The organism is Opitutaceae bacterium (assembly GCA_041395105.1).
In the GTDB taxonomy this organism is placed as follows: Bacteria; Verrucomicrobiota; Verrucomicrobiia; order Opitutales; family Opitutaceae; genus B12-G4.
Window position 1 is genome coordinate 244,996 of record JAWLBB010000002.1, and the last position, 15,932, is coordinate 260,927.

Sequence of the window (15,932 nt, forward strand, 5' to 3'; positions counted from 1 at the left end):
GATTCACTCGGGCCGCATCTGCGGAAAGAGGATGACATCGCGGATCGACTCCGCACCGGTCAGGAGCATGACCAGCCGGTCGATGCCGATGCCCATCCCGCCGGCCGGGGGCATCCCGTATTCAAGGGCGGTCAGAAAATCCTGATCCACATTCTGGATATCCTCGCCGGCCTGGACCTCGAACATCTCGCGCTGGATGAAGGGGTCGTTCTGTTCCGAATAGGCCGGGGCAATCTCCATCCCTCCGATGCAGAGCTCGAAGACATCCAGCATGCCGGGATTCTCAAGATTGAGCTTGGCCAGCGGACAGAGTTCCTTCGGCAATTGGGTGACGAAGGTCGGCTGGATGAGTCCGGGTTCAATCCGCTTGCTGAAGACCTCGTTGCTCACCTCAAAGTCCTCCCAGGCCGGGTCGACCTTCAGTCCCATTGCCTCGACCCGACGGGTCTTTTCCTCCTTCGGGAGATCAAACCAATCCGTCGCACCGGTGGCCTCGCAGACCAGTTCGCGATAGGTCACCTCCCGCCAGTCACCGCCCAGATGAATGACCGTGCCGTCCGGCCGGGCAAGATCGAGGGTGCCGAGGACATCACGGGCCAGGGTCCGGACGAGGTCGCGGACCAGGTCCATCATCCCCCGGTGGTCACTGTAGGCCTGATAAACCTCCAGCATGGTGAACTCCGGATTGTGCCGGCGCGACAGGCCTTCGTTCCGGAAATTGCGGCCGATTTCAAAAACCCGGTCAAAGCCCGCCACCAGCATCCGCTTCAGATAGAGTTCGAGCGAGATGCGCAGGACGAAGTCGCAATCCAGTGCATTGAAAGTGGTGGTGAACGGGCGGGCGGCGGCTCCTCCGGCCACGTTCTGAAGGACCGGGGTCTCGACCTCGAGAAACTCGCGCTCCTCGAGAAACCGACGGATCCCGGATACGATGCGACTGCGTTGCAGAAACCGTCTCCGCGAGTCTTCATTCACGATCAGGTCGAGATACCGCTGGCGGTAGATCTGTTCCTGGTCACTCAGCCCGTGCCACTTCTCCGGGAGGGGCCGCAGGGATTTGCTGACCAGCGCATAGCGGTTGACCCGGATGGTGACCTCCCCTGTCTTGGTGGTGAAGAGCTCCCCCTCGGCCCCGACGATATCGCCGATGTCCAGCCGCTTGAAGGCGGCATAGGCCTCTTCTCCGACGACGTCCTTGCGGACATAGAGCTGGATCAGTCCGGTCTGGTCCATGATCTTGGCAAAGCTGCTCTTGCCCATGTCGCGCATGATCATGAGCCGTCCGGCACACCGGACGCTGGCCTGGGTCTCCGCCCCCTCGCGGAACGCAGCCACTGCCGCCGCCGCAAAGTGGGACGGCTCAAACGATGTCCGGTAGGGATCCGTCCCGGCTGCGCGCAGATCCTGCAGCTTGCGCAGACGGACGGCATACTGGTCGTGGGAAATATCTGAAAGACTCTCTGTCATGGAAAACCGGCAACGCTAGACGCAGTGAGCCGGAGTGGGAAGGACGAAGTGGCGGTGGTTGCGACTTGAATTTCCGCGTTCTCCTGCGACTCTTCATGCAGATGGACAAGCGAAAACCCGCCTGGCTCCGAGCCAAACTTCCCTCCGGACCCGAATATGCCAAGGTGCGAGGCCTCGTCGACGACAACCAGTTGCATACCGTCTGCCAGAGCGCCCAATGCCCGAACATGGGGGAATGCTGGTCGCGCGGCACGGCCACCGTCATGATACTCGGCAATATCTGCACCCGTTCCTGCCGCTTCTGCGCGATCGAGACAGGCCGGCCCGGCGAGGTCGATTTCGGTGAACCCGCCCGGGTGGCCGAAGCGGTTGCCCGGATGAACCTCCGCCACTGCGTGATCACCTCGGTCGCACGCGACGAGCTCAAGGACGGAGGCGCTTCCATCTGGGCCCGGACGATCCGAGCCATCCGCTATCTCAGTCCCCATTGCGGCATCGAGGTTCTCATTCCCGACATGCAGGGCCGGACGGCCGACCTCGACACCATTCTCGATGCCCGACCGGACATCCTCAATCACAACGTTGAGACGGTGGAACGGCTCCAGAAGACGGTCCGGGTGCAGGCCCGCTACGATCGATCGCGACTCATCCTCCGCCATGCCGCCTCCCGGGGGTTTGCGACCAAATCCGGAATCATGCTCGGGGTTGGCGAGACAAAGGACGAAGTCGCCCGAACCATGCAGGATCTCGTCGATGATGGCGTGGTCATCCTGACCATCGGGCAATACCTGCAGCCGACCGCCGGGCACCTTCCCATCGACCGATGGGTCACCCCTGAGGAATTCGCGGAATGGAAGGAATTCGGTCTGAAGACCGGATTCCAGGTCGTGGAGTCCGGACCTCTTGTTCGCTCCTCCTATCATGCCGACGAGCAGTCGGAGCGCTTCGTGGGGATCGACCGCCGGCCCGAACCGGCCACTGCCTGATTCGGGCGTCCCCAATGGCTTCACGAACCATTTCGCCCCGCATTTCACCTCTGCCGGGTTTGGTCATTCTCCTCGGGATCCTGGGGACGGCCCCCGGACAGGCCGGTCATCTCATCTCCGGCCCGATGCTTGGCTATGTGGAACACCGCGAAGCCCTGATCTGGCTCGAGGTCGAAGACGCCGAGACCGTCTCCCTCGCCTGCTGGCCCGAGGAGCGACCGGACAAAAAGACGCTGCTCGAGATGCCTGCTCCTCCGCCACACCCGGCCGGAGGATCGATCCTCAAGTTTCGACCCGGTCTGCTCGAGCCCGGGACAACCTACCGCTACACAATCGCGATCGACGGTGAGGATGTCACGCCTGCTCCCGGGATCCTTCAGTTCCGCACCCGGACTCTCTGGGAGTGGCGAACGGACGCCCCCGACTTTTCCTTCCTCGCCGGATCCTGCGCCTACGTCAATGAACCCGTCTATGACCGCCCCGGGACACCCTACGGGAAGGGCACCGGCATCTTTCTCCACATGGCGCAGACCGGAGCCGACTTCATGATCTGGCTCGGCGACAATGTCTATCTCCGCGAGGTCGACTTGAGTTCGGAAAGCGGCATCTGGTACCGCTACCAGCATGACCGCCGGATCGATGACCTCCAGCCTCTCCTCCGTGCCATGAGCCACCGGGCCATCTGGGACGATCACGATTACGGCCCGGACAACTCCAACCGCAGCTATCAGCACAAGGCGACATCCCGGGCGGTCTTCGACGCCTACTGGGGCAACCCCACCGCCGGCCAACCGGGGGATCCCGGCATTTATCACAAGTTCGACTACGGCGACGTGGGCTTCATCCTGCTCGACAACCGGACCCACCGTGACGACAGCCGTCTCGAACAGGATCTGAATCCGCAGAAGACCCAGTACGGAGCACAACAACTCGACTGGCTCAAGCAAAGCCTCCTGCAGTTTCAGCAATCGCCCCAGATCACCTTCAAGATTGTCGCGACCGGCAATCAATTCCTTGAAACCAACTCGAGCGGCGGGGAATCGGCCAATGAATTCCGCCGGGAACGCCGGGAGATTCTTGATTTCATCCGAGACGAAAAAATCACCGGAGTCCTCTTCCTGACCGGGGACATCCACACCACCATTCTGCAGAAACATCTCCTGCCCGGTCTTTACCCCCTCTACGATCTGACCACCTCGCCGCTGACCTCCGGGATCAGCCAGACCCACCTCGCGCATACCGTGAATGATCCCAATCGGGTTGAAGGAACCGTCGTTCCCGATCAGAACTTTTGCCGCCTTGACGTGAGCGGCCCGCGCGATCAACGCCGTCTCACCATTCGTTGTTTCGACAAGACCAACCTGCTTCGATGGACCCACACCCTGACCGCAACGGACCTGACGTTTTCGGCGAATCCGTAACCAAGGACGCCATCGTCCAGAATTGGCTTCCCCGCTACACCGGAGTTCCGGCCGAACGGATGGGGCGCTATATCCTCCTCACGAATTTCCACCAGTATGTGAAGCTCTTTTCCAACTGGCACCGGGTGCCGGTCGAGGGTTCTGACAGCCCCATGCCCAACGCCACTGCCGATGGCATCTCCATCATCAATTTCAGCATGGGCAGCGCCAATGCCGCGACCATCATGGACCTGCTGTCGGCCATCAGGCCGGCCGCCTGCCTCTTCCTCGGCAAATGCGGCTCGACCAAGGACGAGATCGGTCTGGGCGAACTCATCCTGCCCATCGCCGCGATCCGGGGCGAGGGCACCTCCAACGACTACTTTCCCCCGGAGGTGCCCGCCTTGCCCGCATTTGCCCTCCAGAAGGCCATCTCCACCACCATTCGCGAACACCAGAGGGATTACTGGACCGGCACCGTCTACTCGACCAACCGCCGGGTCTGGGAACACGACTCCGAATTCAAGAACTACCTGCACCGGATCCGTCCGATGTGCATCGACATGGAAACCGCCACCATCTTCACCGTAGGGTTCTTCAACCATATCCCGACCGGCGCCCTCCTCCTTGTTTCCGATCAGCCGATGGTCCCTGAAGGCATCAAGACGGCGGCCAGCGACCGGAAGGTCAACGAAACCTACGTTTCCGAACACCTCCGAATCGGGATAGAAGCCCTCCGCCAGCTGATCGAAAAGCGACAGACCGTGCGCCATCTCCATTTCTGACTTCGCTCTCTCCCGCTCCGCCTCGCGTTTTCCGTTGCAGGCCTGACCGGAGGTTCGAGAATGCACCCCATGAACGCAGAAGAAAATCTTGGAAAACTGGGTTTGAGCCTTCCCCAAGTCCCGGCTGCGGCCGGCAACTACCTGCCTGCCGTCCGGGTGGGCAACCTTCTCCACCTTTCAGGCGTACTCTGCGCCTCCGGGGGAGGACTCTCCCATACCGGCCAGGTTGGGGACACCCAGACGGTCGATTCCGGTTACGCAGCCGCCCGGGTCTGTGCCCTGAATGCGCTGGCCAATATCAAGGCCGCCGTCGGCAGCCTCGACCAGGTGGTGCGCCTCGTCTATGTGACCGGATTCGTCAACGCCGTCAGCGGTTTCGCGGACAGCCCGGCGGTCATCAATGGGGCATCCGATCTTTTTGTCGCGGTATTCGGTGAGAACGGCAGACATGCCCGGGCCGCTGTCGCCGTGGCCGGCCTTCCGAAGGACTCAACGGTCGAGATCCAGGTCGTGGTCGAGGTCCGGACCTGACCCCGTCAGACCGGCCGGGTCCGTCGTCAGCATCACGGAATCGATGCGCAGTCCCTCGCCCACCATGCCCAGTTCCCGAAGCTGATCGATCTCCCGTTGAATCCGTGCGGGGTCCAGCCGACCGATTCCGTCTTCACCGGAGGAATCTCCCGTGACGAGGTGGCGGGCAATCAGGGTATGGCGTGAGAAACTGAGGAAATCCGACGTCATCCGCGGATTGAGTGCCGTGATCATGGCAAAGGCCTCGGTCGGATCACCCTCAAGATAATCCCTCCAGCCCCGGATGGAGGCGCGGGCAAAGGCCGCGACGGTGTCCGGATGCTCGGAGGCGAAGACACGATTGGTGAAAATCACATGGTAGGGCTCAAACCCGGAATCCGCAAGCATCAGGATCTCCGGGTCAAGTCCATGCTGCCGTAGATAGTAGGGCTCATTGGTGACAAAGCCCTGCTGGATCAGGGTCGGATCATTGAGAAAATGGGTCAGTCCGTAGGTATGCGGCTGCACATTGAGGCGGATCTGGAAACGTCGTTCCAGAAAGGCGATCCAATTCAACCCCGGCGATGCAACCAGGGTCCGCCCGTCAAGGTCTCGGAAATCCTCAGCCGCGTGCCCGGGGTGCATCATGAGAATCTGCGGATCCCGCTGCATCACCGCAAACGCCATGACCAGGGGAAGGCCCCGGTCGACCGCCACGATGATGTCGTCACTGCGGTTCATGCCGAATTGAGCCATTCCCTGCGAAACCTTGTGCTTGATCATGGCCCCGGGCCCGCCCGGAAGGATTTCAACTGCCAGCCCCTCCTCTATATAATACCCGCGCACAAGGGCCTGGTAGAACCCACCGTGCTCGGCCTGGGGAAACCAGTCGGTCTGCAGAACAACCGGTATCAGACCGTCCGTCTTGATCCCGTCCAGTCCGGCCCGGTCCGGTCGACATCCCGAGAGGATCAGGATCAAGCCGAGGAGCAGGGAGATCGCGGGGCGGTCAATCCGGATTGCCGACGCGCCAGCCGTTCTAGAGAAGGTGCGCTCAGCGGTCCGCATGATCAAAGGAATCATGCCACTTCCTCAGGAGCAGCCAGTTGAGTCCGACCACCGCCGAGACAAAAACAAACCCGCAGAGACAGGCCATGAAACCCGTGGCAAAGAGAGCCGCCGTCTTCAATTGAGCGAAATAGATGATGACCATGAAACCCAGTCCGCCGGTCCCGCCTGCCGAATTGCCGGCGAAAAACTCTCCCGCAATCGCACCGATCATGGCAAGGCTGGCCGCGATCCGCAGACCGGTCAGATAGTGCGGCAACGCGTAGGGGACTCGCAGAAGAAACATTTCCTGCAATCGACCCGCATTGGCCATTCGGAAGAGATCGACCAAATTGGCATCTGTCGAAATCAACCCCTGGGTCGCATTCGCCACCACCGGAAAGAATCCGATGAGAAAGGCAATCCGCGCCACACTGGGCAGTCCGGGACCGACCCAGAGGACGAAAATCGGCGCCAGCACGATGACCGGAAACATCTGGACCACGAGGACATGCGGATAGAGCGCGAATCGGACAGACTTGGAAGACGCGAGGATGAGCGCCACTCCGAACCCGATGATCGCAGCTCCGAGAAAGCCGAGCAAGGCGCCCTGCATGGTGGTGCCCGCCGCCCCGAGCAGACGCACCCGCTCAGCCCAGGCAGCCTGCAGGATCTCCCCCGGTGTCGGGAGGACATAGGGCTCGATATTCCCGAGAATCCGGACGGCATACCAGACAACCAGGATGAGCAGACCGGAGACAACCGGCAGGAGCGTCCGCAGGACAGTGGATGGGTCGGTTCGATTCATCGGGATTCAACGGAACGCAGTACATGGGTCACCTCGGTGACGAGCGTCTGGTATTCGGCGGAGTCGCGGGTCTCTCCGGTTCGCGGATAGGCCAGGGGCACATCGATCACCCGGTGGACACGCCCGGGATTGGCGGAAAGGACCACGATCCGGCTTGAGAGGAAAACAGCCTCCCTGACCGAGTGGGTGACGAAGAGGGCGGTCCAGTTGTGTTCGCTGCGCAGATCGAGCAATTCTTCGTTCAGGTGATCCCGCGTCATCTCGTCGAGCGCCCCGAACGGTTCATCCAGGAGAAGCAGCTCCGGATTGACCGAGAGCGCACGGGCAATCGACACCCGCATCTTCATGCCGCCCGAGAGCTGGCGGGGGTGGTGATCACGGACATGACCCAATCTCACCCGTTCCATCATTTCCTCCGCGATCCGCCGCGCCTCCTTCCGCCCGACTTTCTTGATGCGCAGCAGAGTCTCAATGTTGCGGATAACCGTCAGCCACGGCAGCAGGGTCGACTCCTGAAAGATGAATGCAGTCTTCTCCCGCGCCCGAGCCGGCGCCTTTCCCTTTACCAGGAGACGGCCTTCAGTCACCGGACTGAGTCCGGCGATCAGTTTCAGAAGGGTCGATTTGCCGCAGCCACTTGGCCCGATCAGGGATACGAACTCGCCGGAGGCCACCGATAGACTGATTCCATCGAGAATGGCCGGGCCACTTCCGTAGCGCTTGCCAAGATCGAAAAACTGAACGTGGGACTCAGACATCGGCGGAAAAACCCAAGAATCCCCGGTTCTACCCGCAAATCGAGAGAAAACAGGAAAAGCTTCACCGGAAACGGATTTTATGGCTCACCGCCCAGCCTGATTTGCGGTCTCGCACGACCCCTTAAAACCCGTCGAAGGGAGCCTTCACTTGGTCCGCTAAATGTTCTTGCAGTGTGCCAGGATTCCCGCCCTCCTCTTTTGCTCTGAATCCAAGCAACCGTCAGTCTCACGCCTTCGGCCAGTCATTCAGTTCGGGTTTCTCAAACGAATCCGCGAGCATGACCGCCCCCGATACGCCGGATGATATCGGTTTCGTCCCATCGCTTCGGAAATCCGATTCGAATCCGGTGAATTCAGGCTTGTCCCACGGCCATCCACCCCCGAGAATCCAACCTTTCCCCTAGGTCAACAACTGCTTTCAGTTCAGTCACACCAATTGAGCCCATTCCAACCGACCGATACTTTTCCCGCCTCCGCACTCCAACCCCATTCCCGACCCCTACTTTCTCCAACCGAATTCCGGAATCCCTCCACTTGAAGAAAATAACCGACCGATGACAAAACATACCTTAATCAAGTTGGCAGTCCTCCCACTGCTCCTCGCCTCGCCGTTTTCACGTGCAGAGGGTCCCAATCTCAGCGAGACGCGGAGCGCCCTTTCCCAGTGGGTTGAACTGCGCAAGCTGATCTCCGAGGAATCGACCAATTGGCGCGTCGACAAAGAACTGATGGCCGATACGCTCGAGGTCCTCTCCAAGGAGATGGAACTTCTTGACGCGCGGATCGTCGCCGCTGAGGAGAATACCACGGTCGCTGACCAGAAGCGCGAGGATCTCTCCGCTGAAAACGAGAAGCTGAAGGAAGCTTCGCGGGCGGTCGAAGGCGCCATGCCTGATATGGAAGCCCAGATCCGCGAGCTGGTAAAGTGGTTCCCGGAAGCGCTCAACATGCGTATCGAACAGCTGCTCAAGCGCATGCCTTCCGCCGAGAGAGCCCGCTCCACCCGCGCAGCGCTCGGCGAGCGTGTCCAGAACATCGTCGGCATCCTCCAGGAAGTCGAAAAGTTCGACCGGCAGATTACGATTGTCACCGAGCTCAAGGCCCTCGAAAGCGGCGAAATGGCCCAGGTCAAGACGATGTATATCGGCCTCGGCCAAGGTTTCTTCGTCGATGAGAACGCCAGGTATGCCGGAATCGTCAGGCCGTCCGCTGAAGGATGGGTCGAGGAGATCCGCAACGACCTCGCCCCGAAGATTCGGGATGCCGTGAAGATCTATGAGGGTGAAAAGCTGGCCGAGTTCGTGCCGCTGCCCGTGGAAATCAACTGAAGCCGGCCTACTTGAGACCCAAAGTCATGAAGATTCGCAACTTACTCACCATCACCGCCGCCCTCATCGCCGGCACCATCGCCTCGGCCCAGACCTACAGCGCCGCAGCCAGCTCCGCAGTCGGAGATCTCCAGAAGGTCGAAGCGGAACTCGCCGCACTGCGGACGAGGATCGCGGACGAAAAGATCCCGATCTCCAAGGACCTCAATCGTCTTGAAAACGAAGTGTTAGCCAAACGGCGGGAAGTCAACCGCGTCGAGAACGTCCGGGACAATCGCAAGGTCGACCTCAATGCCCTTGAAAACGAGGTCCAAGCCCGCGGCGAGCAGAACGACTATGTCCGCAGTCTGCTGACAGAATACATCCGTGCCTTCCGGACCCGCATCCATGTTTCGGAAATCCAGAAGTATGACGAGATCGCCCACGAGGCCCAGACCGCGGTCGACGACGCCAACCTCACTGAAGCGGAGAAGTTCAATGCTCAAATCGCCCTGGTCCAATCCTCGCTCAATCGGGTTCAGGACATCATCGGCGGCAATACCTTCACCGGCAACGGCATCGTTGAGGGAGGGCTCCTCGCCGAAGGCACCTACGCTCTCGTCGGCCCGATCGGCGTCTTTTCCAGCAAAGACGGAGCCAGCACCGGCCTCGCCGAACTGCAGGCCAACAGCGAAAGCGATCTGCCCGTCATCTTCAATATCGGTGCGCAATACGCCGGCGGCATCACCGCTCTCGCCACGACGAAAGCCGGTGCCCTGCCGGTCGATCCGTCCCTTGGCAATGCCATCAAGATTGAGCTGACCTCCGAAACCCTCTGGGAACACACCAGGAAGGGTGGCATGGTCATCTGGTTCATTCTTGGCCTGGCCTTCCTCGCCATTCTCGTGGCCATCTTCAAATGGTTCGAGATCAATTCCGTCAAACGGCCGAAATCCGGCGATCTCCAGACCATCCTCAACCACCTCAATCGAGGCGAAAAGGACCAAGCCCTGGCCAAGGCTTCCAGCGTCTCGGGTCCCTTCGGCGAACTTCTCGTCGCCGGCGTCAACCACGCCGACGAGGAGAAGGAATTGCTCGAGGAGATTCTCTACGAGCGCCTGCTGGCGACCCAGCCGAAGCTGGAACGCCTCCTCGCCTTCATCGCCCTGACAGCAGGTGCCGCCCCCCTCCTTGGTCTTCTCGGAACGGTCACGGGTATGATCCAGACCTTCAAACTGATCACCGTCTTCGGAACCGGCGATGCCAAGTCGCTCTCTTCGGGTATTTCCGAGGCGCTCATCACCACCGAATACGGCCTCTACGTTGCCATTCCGGCCCTGCTCGCCCAGGCTCTCCTTTCCCGCAAGGCAAAGGGAACCCTGAGCGAAATGGAGCAGACTTCAGTCGCATTCGTCAACGGACTCGCCAACCGGCGCTCCTGATCCGAACGAACCGCTCAAACAACCAGGAATCTCCGGTGCACTCTTCAACACGGCTCCACCGTCCGGAAAGGGACATCCCCTTTCCGGGCTGCGCCCAGGAGTGTTCCGGTTCTTTCCCCGCTTTTCCAGGTAGCGCCTGCCCGATCGTCGCGGCCTGACTGCTGCGCGGGTGATCCATTCGAGACCAGAACATGAGAACGCGTCGTAATTTTTCAGAGGAAGGCGAGGTCACGGACATCAACATTTCCCCGTTGATCGACATGGTCTTCATTCTCCTCATTTTCTTCATCGTCACGACTGTCTTTGTCGAGGAACGAGGGATGGCGGTCAACAAGCCCTCTCCCGTGACTCCCAATCAGCTCGATAAAGATACGATCACCTTCAAATTGACCGCCTCCGGCCAGGTTCTCTTCAAAGACAACGATATCGGGATCGGCGGCGTTCGCGGCATCGTCCGGCAGGGCATCTCCCGCGAGCAATTGCCCGTCATCATCAACGTCGCCGAAGGCGCTGTGGCCGGTCTCATCGTCCGCGTGATTGATGAGTCCAAGGTGGCCGGAGCCCAAAACATCAGCCTCTCCAGCGAATAGCCTTTCTTCCTCAGAACGACAGGCGTCCCGCCCATGAATAAACGAGCATCACTGACCGCGACCGAAGAGCAGACAGATATCAATATCTCTCCGCTCATCGACATGGTTTTCATTCTTCTCATCTTCTTCATCGTCACGACGGTCTTCGTCGAGGAACCCGGTGTGGAGGTGACCAAGCCTCGCGCGGCTTCGATCCAGAATCTAGAGAAGAACAGCATCCTGATCGCGATCACCTCCAACGGACGCATTGTCTACGGCGGCAAGGATATCGGCATCGGCGGGGTTCGCCCGATCGTCAAGCGATTGACTCAGAAGGAGGCCATGCCCGTCATTCTTCAAGTCGATGAGGGCGCCCCCGGTCAACTGGTGGTCCGCACCATTGACGAGGCCAAACTCGCCAACGCGTCCAAGGTAAGCCTCTCCGCTGATCGCCTCTAGCTGCGACCCACCGTTTGCTCTATTCCAGTCCCATGTGTCCGCTGCGGCCCCAATCCATCCCATGCAGTCGCAACGCCACCGCCCTGAACGCGGCGGCAGCGCCCGCTTTCAAGGAAGACCGCGCCGTGGAAGCCCAGGTGCTCCCTCCAGTCAATTTTAAACTCAGCCACTAACCCAAGTCAGAAATCGCGTCATGATCAGACTCATTAAATCGAACCGGCTCCTGGCCACCTTCCTCGCCCTCTCCATGGGCACGGCGGCTTTCGGCCAGCTCCGCTACCCGAGCGAGGCCTACTGGAGCAATCCCGATAACGTCGCCGCATTCCTCGGCACCTACGGTGTCCTTGGTCAGGTCGAGCCCAAGATCTCCACCGAAGAGCAGGTCGTTCTGAAGAACCTGATCGAGATCCTCAAAACCGGTGACAAGAATCTGGCCATTCAGACCCTCCTCCCGGCGGTCACCCCCACCGGAAGCGCTGCGCTGGATTTCACGCTGGCCAACCTGTATTTTGAGACCGGCAACCTTGATGAGGCCATCCGCTACTACCGCTCCTCCCTCAAGAAGGAACCGAACTTCCTCCGGGCTCACAAGAACCTCGGAATCATCCTCGTGCAAAAGGGCCAGTTCCCCGATGCCATCGGACCTCTGAGCAAGACCCTCAACCTGGGCAACCCCGACGGGATCACTTACGGTCTGCTCGGCCTCTGCTTCCTCAATGCCGGAGACAGTCTCTCCGCCGAAGCCGCCTACCGCAATGCGCTGGTCTTCGCTCCAGAGACCAATGACTGGAAGCTCGGCCTCGCCCGCTCCCTCCTCGAACAGCAGAAATTCGACGAAGCAATCGCCATTCTCGATTACCTTCTGGCTGCCAAGCCCGAGGACTCCAGCCTCTGGCTTGTTCAGGCCAACGCCTTCCTGGGCAAAGGGGACGCCACCAAGGCCGCCGCCAATTACGAGATCGTCAAGCGGATGGGCAAAGCCAATGCGGACAGCCTCAATCTCCTCGGTGACATCTACATGAACGAGGACATGAAGGAACTGGCCCTCGAGTCCTACCTCGGAGCCCTTGACCTCGACCCGAATCAGGCCATCGGCCGGCCCCTCAGGGCTGCCGAAGTGCTGACCAATCGCGGCGCGCTTGCCGAGGCTCAGCAGATGATCAATCGCATCCGCAGCAATTACTCCAACATCTCGAACGAGGATGACCTCATTCTGCTCAAGCTGCAGGCCCGCAACGATATTGCCCAGGACCGCCGTGAAGACGCGATCAAGGTCCTCGAGCAGATCGTGGAGCGCGAGCCCAACGACGGGGAAGCCCTCATTCTCCTTGCGCGCTACTACGCGCAGACCCAGACCGACGATCCCGACCTGAAGGAAGACCTCGTGGCCAAGGCGGAACTGATCTACGAGCGTGCCTCCAAGATCCGCGAGTATGAATCCCGCGCTCTTCTTGCGCATGCCCAGATGCTCGTCGGCCTCGGTGATTATGCCGAAGCCGTGCCTCTCCTCGAACGCGTCATGGCGATCGATCCGAGCGACAACAAGGCGCGCTACCTCCAGCAGGTCCGCAACGCCCGCGACGCACTCTGATCATCGATCGTTCTGGCTGATTTGGGACAAGGCCGCGATCATTTGATCGCGGCCTTGTTGTATCCGGACTCGATCCATCAGCCTGGGAACCCGAAGAGAGCCGCCGCGTTGCCGCCCAGGATACGCCGTTTCTCCTCCTCCGTGAGTCGGGTTCCCCGGATCTCCTCCAGCGCAAGCACAAGGTCTGGCTCGCGGCTCCGGCGGGGAAATGTGATCAGGGGATAATCACTGCCGAAGAGCAGCCGGTCTCCCACCCCGCAGGCCACCGCTGCAGCGTAGACCGACGGGTCATAGATCAGAGGAGCAGCCGCCGTGTCAAACCAGAGGCGATCCATCACCGGTCGCATCGCCCGATTCATCCGATGAAAGACCATGCCGCCTCCAAGATGGGCCAGAATGACCCGGAGATCCGGCAGCTCCTCGAGCACCCACTGGAAATCACTCAGCGGGGTCGATACTCTCCCCGGATGGGGTCGACCGACCTGCTCATCGACGTGGAAAAGCACGACGAGCCCTTCGGAGGCGGCCAGTTCCATGGCCGCCCTCCAGTCGGCATCGCGCAAGAATCCGCCCTGGACCGGAGGACAGAGTTCCCCCAATCCCAGAAAGCCCTGATCCCGACTCCTCCGGATGGCGTCCAGTGCGCGCTTCCCGGAAGCAGGCTGGACAGTGGCAAAGGCCGAGAGTCGGTCGGGATACCTTCGCAGACAGTCCGCATAGAACCTGTTCAGGATCTCACAGGTTTCCTGGTTCTGCCAATACCATCCCTGAAGAATCCCCCGATCGATACCGGATCGATCCATCTCCCGAAGCAACCCATCCACGTCCGCCCACCCCTGGAGCGTTTGCTTGCCATCACTCGGAAGAACCAGTCGCGACCAATGACTCTCGGCGTGGGCCGAGGACCATCCGGCCGGATCGCCGGCGATCTCAACCGGATAAAGATGAACATGGCAGTCGACGATGAGACCCACGATGGACCCGATTGAGCCCGAATCCCCGGGCCGGGGTCAAGTCGGGAAGTGAGCCGGCCGGCCGGGCGCGCGCTACTGACCCGTAGAGGGATTCGATTTTGAGCGACCGACTTCCTCGGTATGACGCGCATCCCGCCCCCGCAAAAGGAAGAGATTTTCCTCGGCCAGATTGGTCGCGTGATCGGCGATCCGCTCCAATCCCTTGGAGATGAACATCAGCTCAATCGCGCGCGTGGTGGTCTTGGGGTTCTCACTGATGTAACTGGTCAACTCCCGATAGAGTTGCTTGTTGATCTGATCGACTTCGGCGTCACGCCGGCAGATGGCGACAGACTTCTCCTCGTCTCCCTCAAGAAAAGAGTCCAGGGCATCCCGAATCATTCCCGTGGCCAGAAACGCCATCCGCGGGATGTCGATATAGGGTTTGAGCGGCGGCTCCGCCGCGAGGATCTTGACCCGTCTCGCGATATTGGTGGCCTCATCCCCCACCCGTTCAAGGTCATCACCCGCCTTCATGCCCGCCACGATCAAACGGAGTTCCTTCGCCACGGGCGACCGCAGGCTCAGATAGCGGATGGCCTCGGCGTCGATTTCGACTTCAAGTCGGTCGATTTCGTCGTCTCCGGCTTCCACCCGTGCGGCCAATTGGACGTCGTGGGTCTCCACTGCCTTGATCGCCTGCCGCACCTGCTCGATCGCCTTCTCTCCCATCAGGATCAGATGGGATCGGAAAGTCTCCAGCTCAATGTCGAAAAAACGCTTCATGGGAATATTGGATGATCCATGCAATCAGTTGCCTTCGATCAAGGCCAGCCTGATGCACCGTGGACCGCCGCGAAGAGCGGCTTCACCCGAATCGTCCGGACACATAGGCCTCTGTTTGCGGATTGGACGGATTCATGAAGATGGTGCGGGTCGCATCGAACTCGACCAATCGGCCGAGGTAGAAAAAGGCGGTACGATCCGAAACCCGGGCCGCCTGCTGCATGTTGTGCGTCACGATCACAATCGTGTATTCGCGGCGGAGTTCGTGGATCAATTCCTCGATCTTGCCGGTCGCAATCGGATCCAGGGCCGAACAGGGTTCGTCCATGAGGATGATCTCCGGCTGATTCGCAATCGCCCGCGCAATGCAGAGCCGCTGCATCTGACCGCCGGACAGGCTGAACGCGCTCTCGTTCAAGCGGTCCTTGACCTCGTCCCAGAGTGCAGCCGCCTTCAGACTTCTTTCCACCACCTCGTCCAGTTCCGTCTTCCGGTTGCGTCCGGTCACCCGCAGACTGTAGACTACGTTCTCGTAGATCGACTTCGGAAAGGGATTGGACTTCTGAAAAACCATCCCGACCCGCTTGCGCAACGCGATTACTTCGAGCAGCGGATCATAGACACTCCGTCCATCGATCAGGATGTCGCCTTTGTGATGCACGCCGTCGATCAGGTCGTTCATTCGATTAAGATTGCGCAACAGGGTGGACTTGCCGCACCCCGAAGGACCAATCAAGGCGGTCACTTCCTTTTCGGGAATGTCCATGTTCAGCCCGAAAAGAACCTGGGCGGTTCCGTAGTAGAAGTCGTAGTCGCGGATCTTGATGTAGGCAGGATCGCTGCCACTTGCCTCCCCAGCCGATACATCCTCAACAAGCACCCGCCGACTGGGGTTCTCGTCTGTTTGACTGGTGAGAGGGGATTCCATGAGATTCATCGGATGGAAGATTCGGAGATTGGCAACTCCTGATGGGCTGTTGCAGTGTTACGATTCAAAGTGAACTGTTGGGCGAGGCACGGGCGGTCCTCCCGGCTTTGCATGATTACGCCGAAACAAGCCCGGG

General features: G+C 60.2%; 16 protein-coding genes. 9 read left to right on the forward strand and 7 right to left on the reverse strand.

Annotation, left to right across the window (positions count from 1 at the left end; translation table 11 throughout):
- Positions 1–3 precede the first annotated feature (3 nt).
- Positions 4–1,467: a lysine--tRNA ligase gene (lysS, locus tag R3F07_07845; protein MEZ5276275.1), complete on the reverse strand. Its 1,464-nt coding sequence runs from the start codon at positions 1,465–1,467 to the stop codon at positions 4–6.
- A gap of 95 nt (positions 1,468–1,562) precedes the next feature.
- Here lysS and lipA point away from each other — a divergent pair, with 95 nt between their 5' ends.
- The 4 genes from lipA to R3F07_07865 all read left to right on the forward strand — a co-directional run bounded on the left by lipA (position 1,563) and on the right by R3F07_07865 (position 5,169).
- Entirely contained in the window at positions 1,563–2,453 is an 891-nt protein-coding gene (lipA, locus tag R3F07_07850; GenBank protein ID MEZ5276276.1) for a lipoyl synthase, read from the forward strand.
- A 14-nt stretch (positions 2,454–2,467) separates the two neighbouring features.
- Positions 2,468–3,874, forward strand: coding sequence for an alkaline phosphatase D family protein (locus R3F07_07855; protein MEZ5276277.1), 1,407 nt, complete (start codon positions 2,468–2,470; stop codon positions 3,872–3,874).
- Entirely contained in the window at positions 3,823–4,638 is an 816-nt protein-coding gene (locus R3F07_07860) for an AMP nucleosidase (protein MEZ5276278.1), read from the forward strand. Before R3F07_07855 ends, R3F07_07860 begins: the two co-directional genes overlap by 52 nt.
- Before the next feature lie 69 nt (positions 4,639–4,707).
- Positions 4,708–5,169, forward strand: coding sequence for a RidA family protein (locus tag R3F07_07865; protein MEZ5276279.1), 462 nt, complete (start codon positions 4,708–4,710; stop codon positions 5,167–5,169).
- Here R3F07_07865 and R3F07_07870 read toward each other — a convergent pair.
- Genes R3F07_07870 through R3F07_07880 form a run of 3 tightly spaced genes read right to left on the reverse strand, consistent with a single transcriptional unit; the run spans position 5,128 to position 7,761 of the window.
- On the reverse strand, positions 5,128–6,216 hold the full coding sequence (locus R3F07_07870) for an ABC transporter substrate-binding protein (protein MEZ5276280.1): 1,089 nt from the start codon (positions 6,214–6,216) through the stop codon (positions 5,128–5,130). The genes R3F07_07865 and R3F07_07870 overlap by 42 nt on opposite strands.
- The gene (locus R3F07_07875) at positions 6,203–7,003 is read right to left on the reverse strand and encodes an ABC transporter permease (GenBank protein MEZ5276281.1); all 801 of its coding nucleotides are present in this window, start codon (positions 7,001–7,003) and stop codon (positions 6,203–6,205) included. Before R3F07_07875 ends, R3F07_07870 begins: the two co-directional genes overlap by 14 nt.
- Positions 7,000–7,761: an ABC transporter ATP-binding protein gene (locus R3F07_07880; GenBank protein ID MEZ5276282.1), complete on the reverse strand. Its 762-nt coding sequence runs from the start codon at positions 7,759–7,761 to the stop codon at positions 7,000–7,002. The genes R3F07_07875 and R3F07_07880 overlap by 4 nt, the downstream gene beginning before the upstream one ends.
- Before the next feature lie 554 nt (positions 7,762–8,315).
- Between R3F07_07880 and R3F07_07885 the strand changes: the two genes are divergently transcribed.
- The 5 genes from R3F07_07885 (at position 8,316) to R3F07_07905 (ending at position 13,129) form a co-directional block, all read left to right on the forward strand.
- Positions 8,316–9,089 (forward strand): DUF3450 family protein, encoded by a 774-nt coding sequence (locus R3F07_07885; GenBank protein MEZ5276283.1) that lies wholly within the window; start codon positions 8,316–8,318, stop codon positions 9,087–9,089.
- Positions 9,090–9,115: 26 nt separating this feature from the next.
- On the forward strand, positions 9,116–10,510 hold the full coding sequence (locus tag R3F07_07890; GenBank protein ID MEZ5276284.1) for a MotA/TolQ/ExbB proton channel family protein: 1,395 nt from the start codon (positions 9,116–9,118) through the stop codon (positions 10,508–10,510).
- A 191-nt stretch (positions 10,511–10,701) separates the two neighbouring features.
- Positions 10,702–11,100: a biopolymer transporter ExbD gene (locus tag R3F07_07895; GenBank protein ID MEZ5276285.1), complete on the forward strand. Its 399-nt coding sequence runs from the start codon at positions 10,702–10,704 to the stop codon at positions 11,098–11,100.
- Positions 11,101–11,133: 33 nt separating this feature from the next.
- Positions 11,134–11,538, forward strand: a complete 405-nt coding sequence (locus tag R3F07_07900; protein MEZ5276286.1) for a biopolymer transporter ExbD — start codon at positions 11,134–11,136, stop codon at positions 11,536–11,538.
- Positions 11,539–11,731: 193 nt separating this feature from the next.
- Positions 11,732–13,129, forward strand: a complete 1,398-nt coding sequence (locus tag R3F07_07905) for a tetratricopeptide repeat protein (GenBank protein ID MEZ5276287.1) — start codon at positions 11,732–11,734, stop codon at positions 13,127–13,129.
- Positions 13,130–13,206: 77 nt separating this feature from the next.
- Here R3F07_07905 and R3F07_07910 read toward each other — a convergent pair whose 3' ends face one another.
- From R3F07_07910 to pstB, 3 genes are all read right to left on the reverse strand, one after another.
- The gene (locus R3F07_07910) at positions 13,207–14,103 is read right to left on the reverse strand and encodes an amidohydrolase family protein (protein MEZ5276288.1); all 897 of its coding nucleotides are present in this window, start codon (positions 14,101–14,103) and stop codon (positions 13,207–13,209) included.
- Between the two features lie 72 nt (positions 14,104–14,175).
- The gene (gene phoU, locus R3F07_07915; GenBank protein MEZ5276289.1) at positions 14,176–14,868 is read right to left on the reverse strand and encodes a phosphate signaling complex protein PhoU; all 693 of its coding nucleotides are present in this window, start codon (positions 14,866–14,868) and stop codon (positions 14,176–14,178) included.
- 82 nt (positions 14,869–14,950) lie between these two features.
- Entirely contained in the window at positions 14,951–15,796 is an 846-nt protein-coding gene (gene pstB / locus R3F07_07920) for a phosphate ABC transporter ATP-binding protein PstB (protein MEZ5276290.1), read from the reverse strand.
- Between the last annotated feature and the right edge of the window lie 136 nt (positions 15,797–15,932).

Coding starts and splice junctions, on each gene's coding strand:
- R3F07_07880 (MEZ5276282.1), bottom strand. CDS start 7,761: ATGTCTGAGTCCCACGTTCAGTTTTTCGATCTTGGCAAGCGCTACGGA.
- R3F07_07860 (MEZ5276278.1), top strand. CDS start 3,823: ATGGACCCACACCCTGACCGCAACGGACCTGACGTTTTCGGCGAATCC.
- R3F07_07900 (MEZ5276286.1), top strand. CDS start 11,134: ATGAATAAACGAGCATCACTGACCGCGACCGAAGAGCAGACAGATATC.
- phoU (MEZ5276289.1), bottom strand. CDS start 14,868: ATGAAGCGTTTTTTCGACATTGAGCTGGAGACTTTCCGATCCCATCTG.
- lysS (MEZ5276275.1), bottom strand. CDS start 1,467: ATGACAGAGAGTCTTTCAGATATTTCCCACGACCAGTATGCCGTCCGT.
- R3F07_07870 (MEZ5276280.1), bottom strand. CDS start 6,216: ATGCGGACCGCTGAGCGCACCTTCTCTAGAACGGCTGGCGCGTCGGCA.
- R3F07_07875 (MEZ5276281.1), bottom strand. CDS start 7,003: ATGAATCGAACCGACCCATCCACTGTCCTGCGGACGCTCCTGCCGGTT.
- R3F07_07865 (MEZ5276279.1), top strand. CDS start 4,708: ATGAACGCAGAAGAAAATCTTGGAAAACTGGGTTTGAGCCTTCCCCAA.
- R3F07_07890 (MEZ5276284.1), top strand. CDS start 9,116: ATGAAGATTCGCAACTTACTCACCATCACCGCCGCCCTCATCGCCGGC.
- R3F07_07885 (MEZ5276283.1), top strand. CDS start 8,316: ATGACAAAACATACCTTAATCAAGTTGGCAGTCCTCCCACTGCTCCTC.
- R3F07_07895 (MEZ5276285.1), top strand. CDS start 10,702: ATGAGAACGCGTCGTAATTTTTCAGAGGAAGGCGAGGTCACGGACATC.
- pstB (MEZ5276290.1), bottom strand. CDS start 15,796: ATGGAATCCCCTCTCACCAGTCAAACAGACGAGAACCCCAGTCGGCGG.
- lipA (MEZ5276276.1), top strand. CDS start 1,563: ATGCAGATGGACAAGCGAAAACCCGCCTGGCTCCGAGCCAAACTTCCC.
- R3F07_07855 (MEZ5276277.1), top strand. CDS start 2,468: ATGGCTTCACGAACCATTTCGCCCCGCATTTCACCTCTGCCGGGTTTG.
- R3F07_07905 (MEZ5276287.1), top strand. CDS start 11,732: ATGATCAGACTCATTAAATCGAACCGGCTCCTGGCCACCTTCCTCGCC.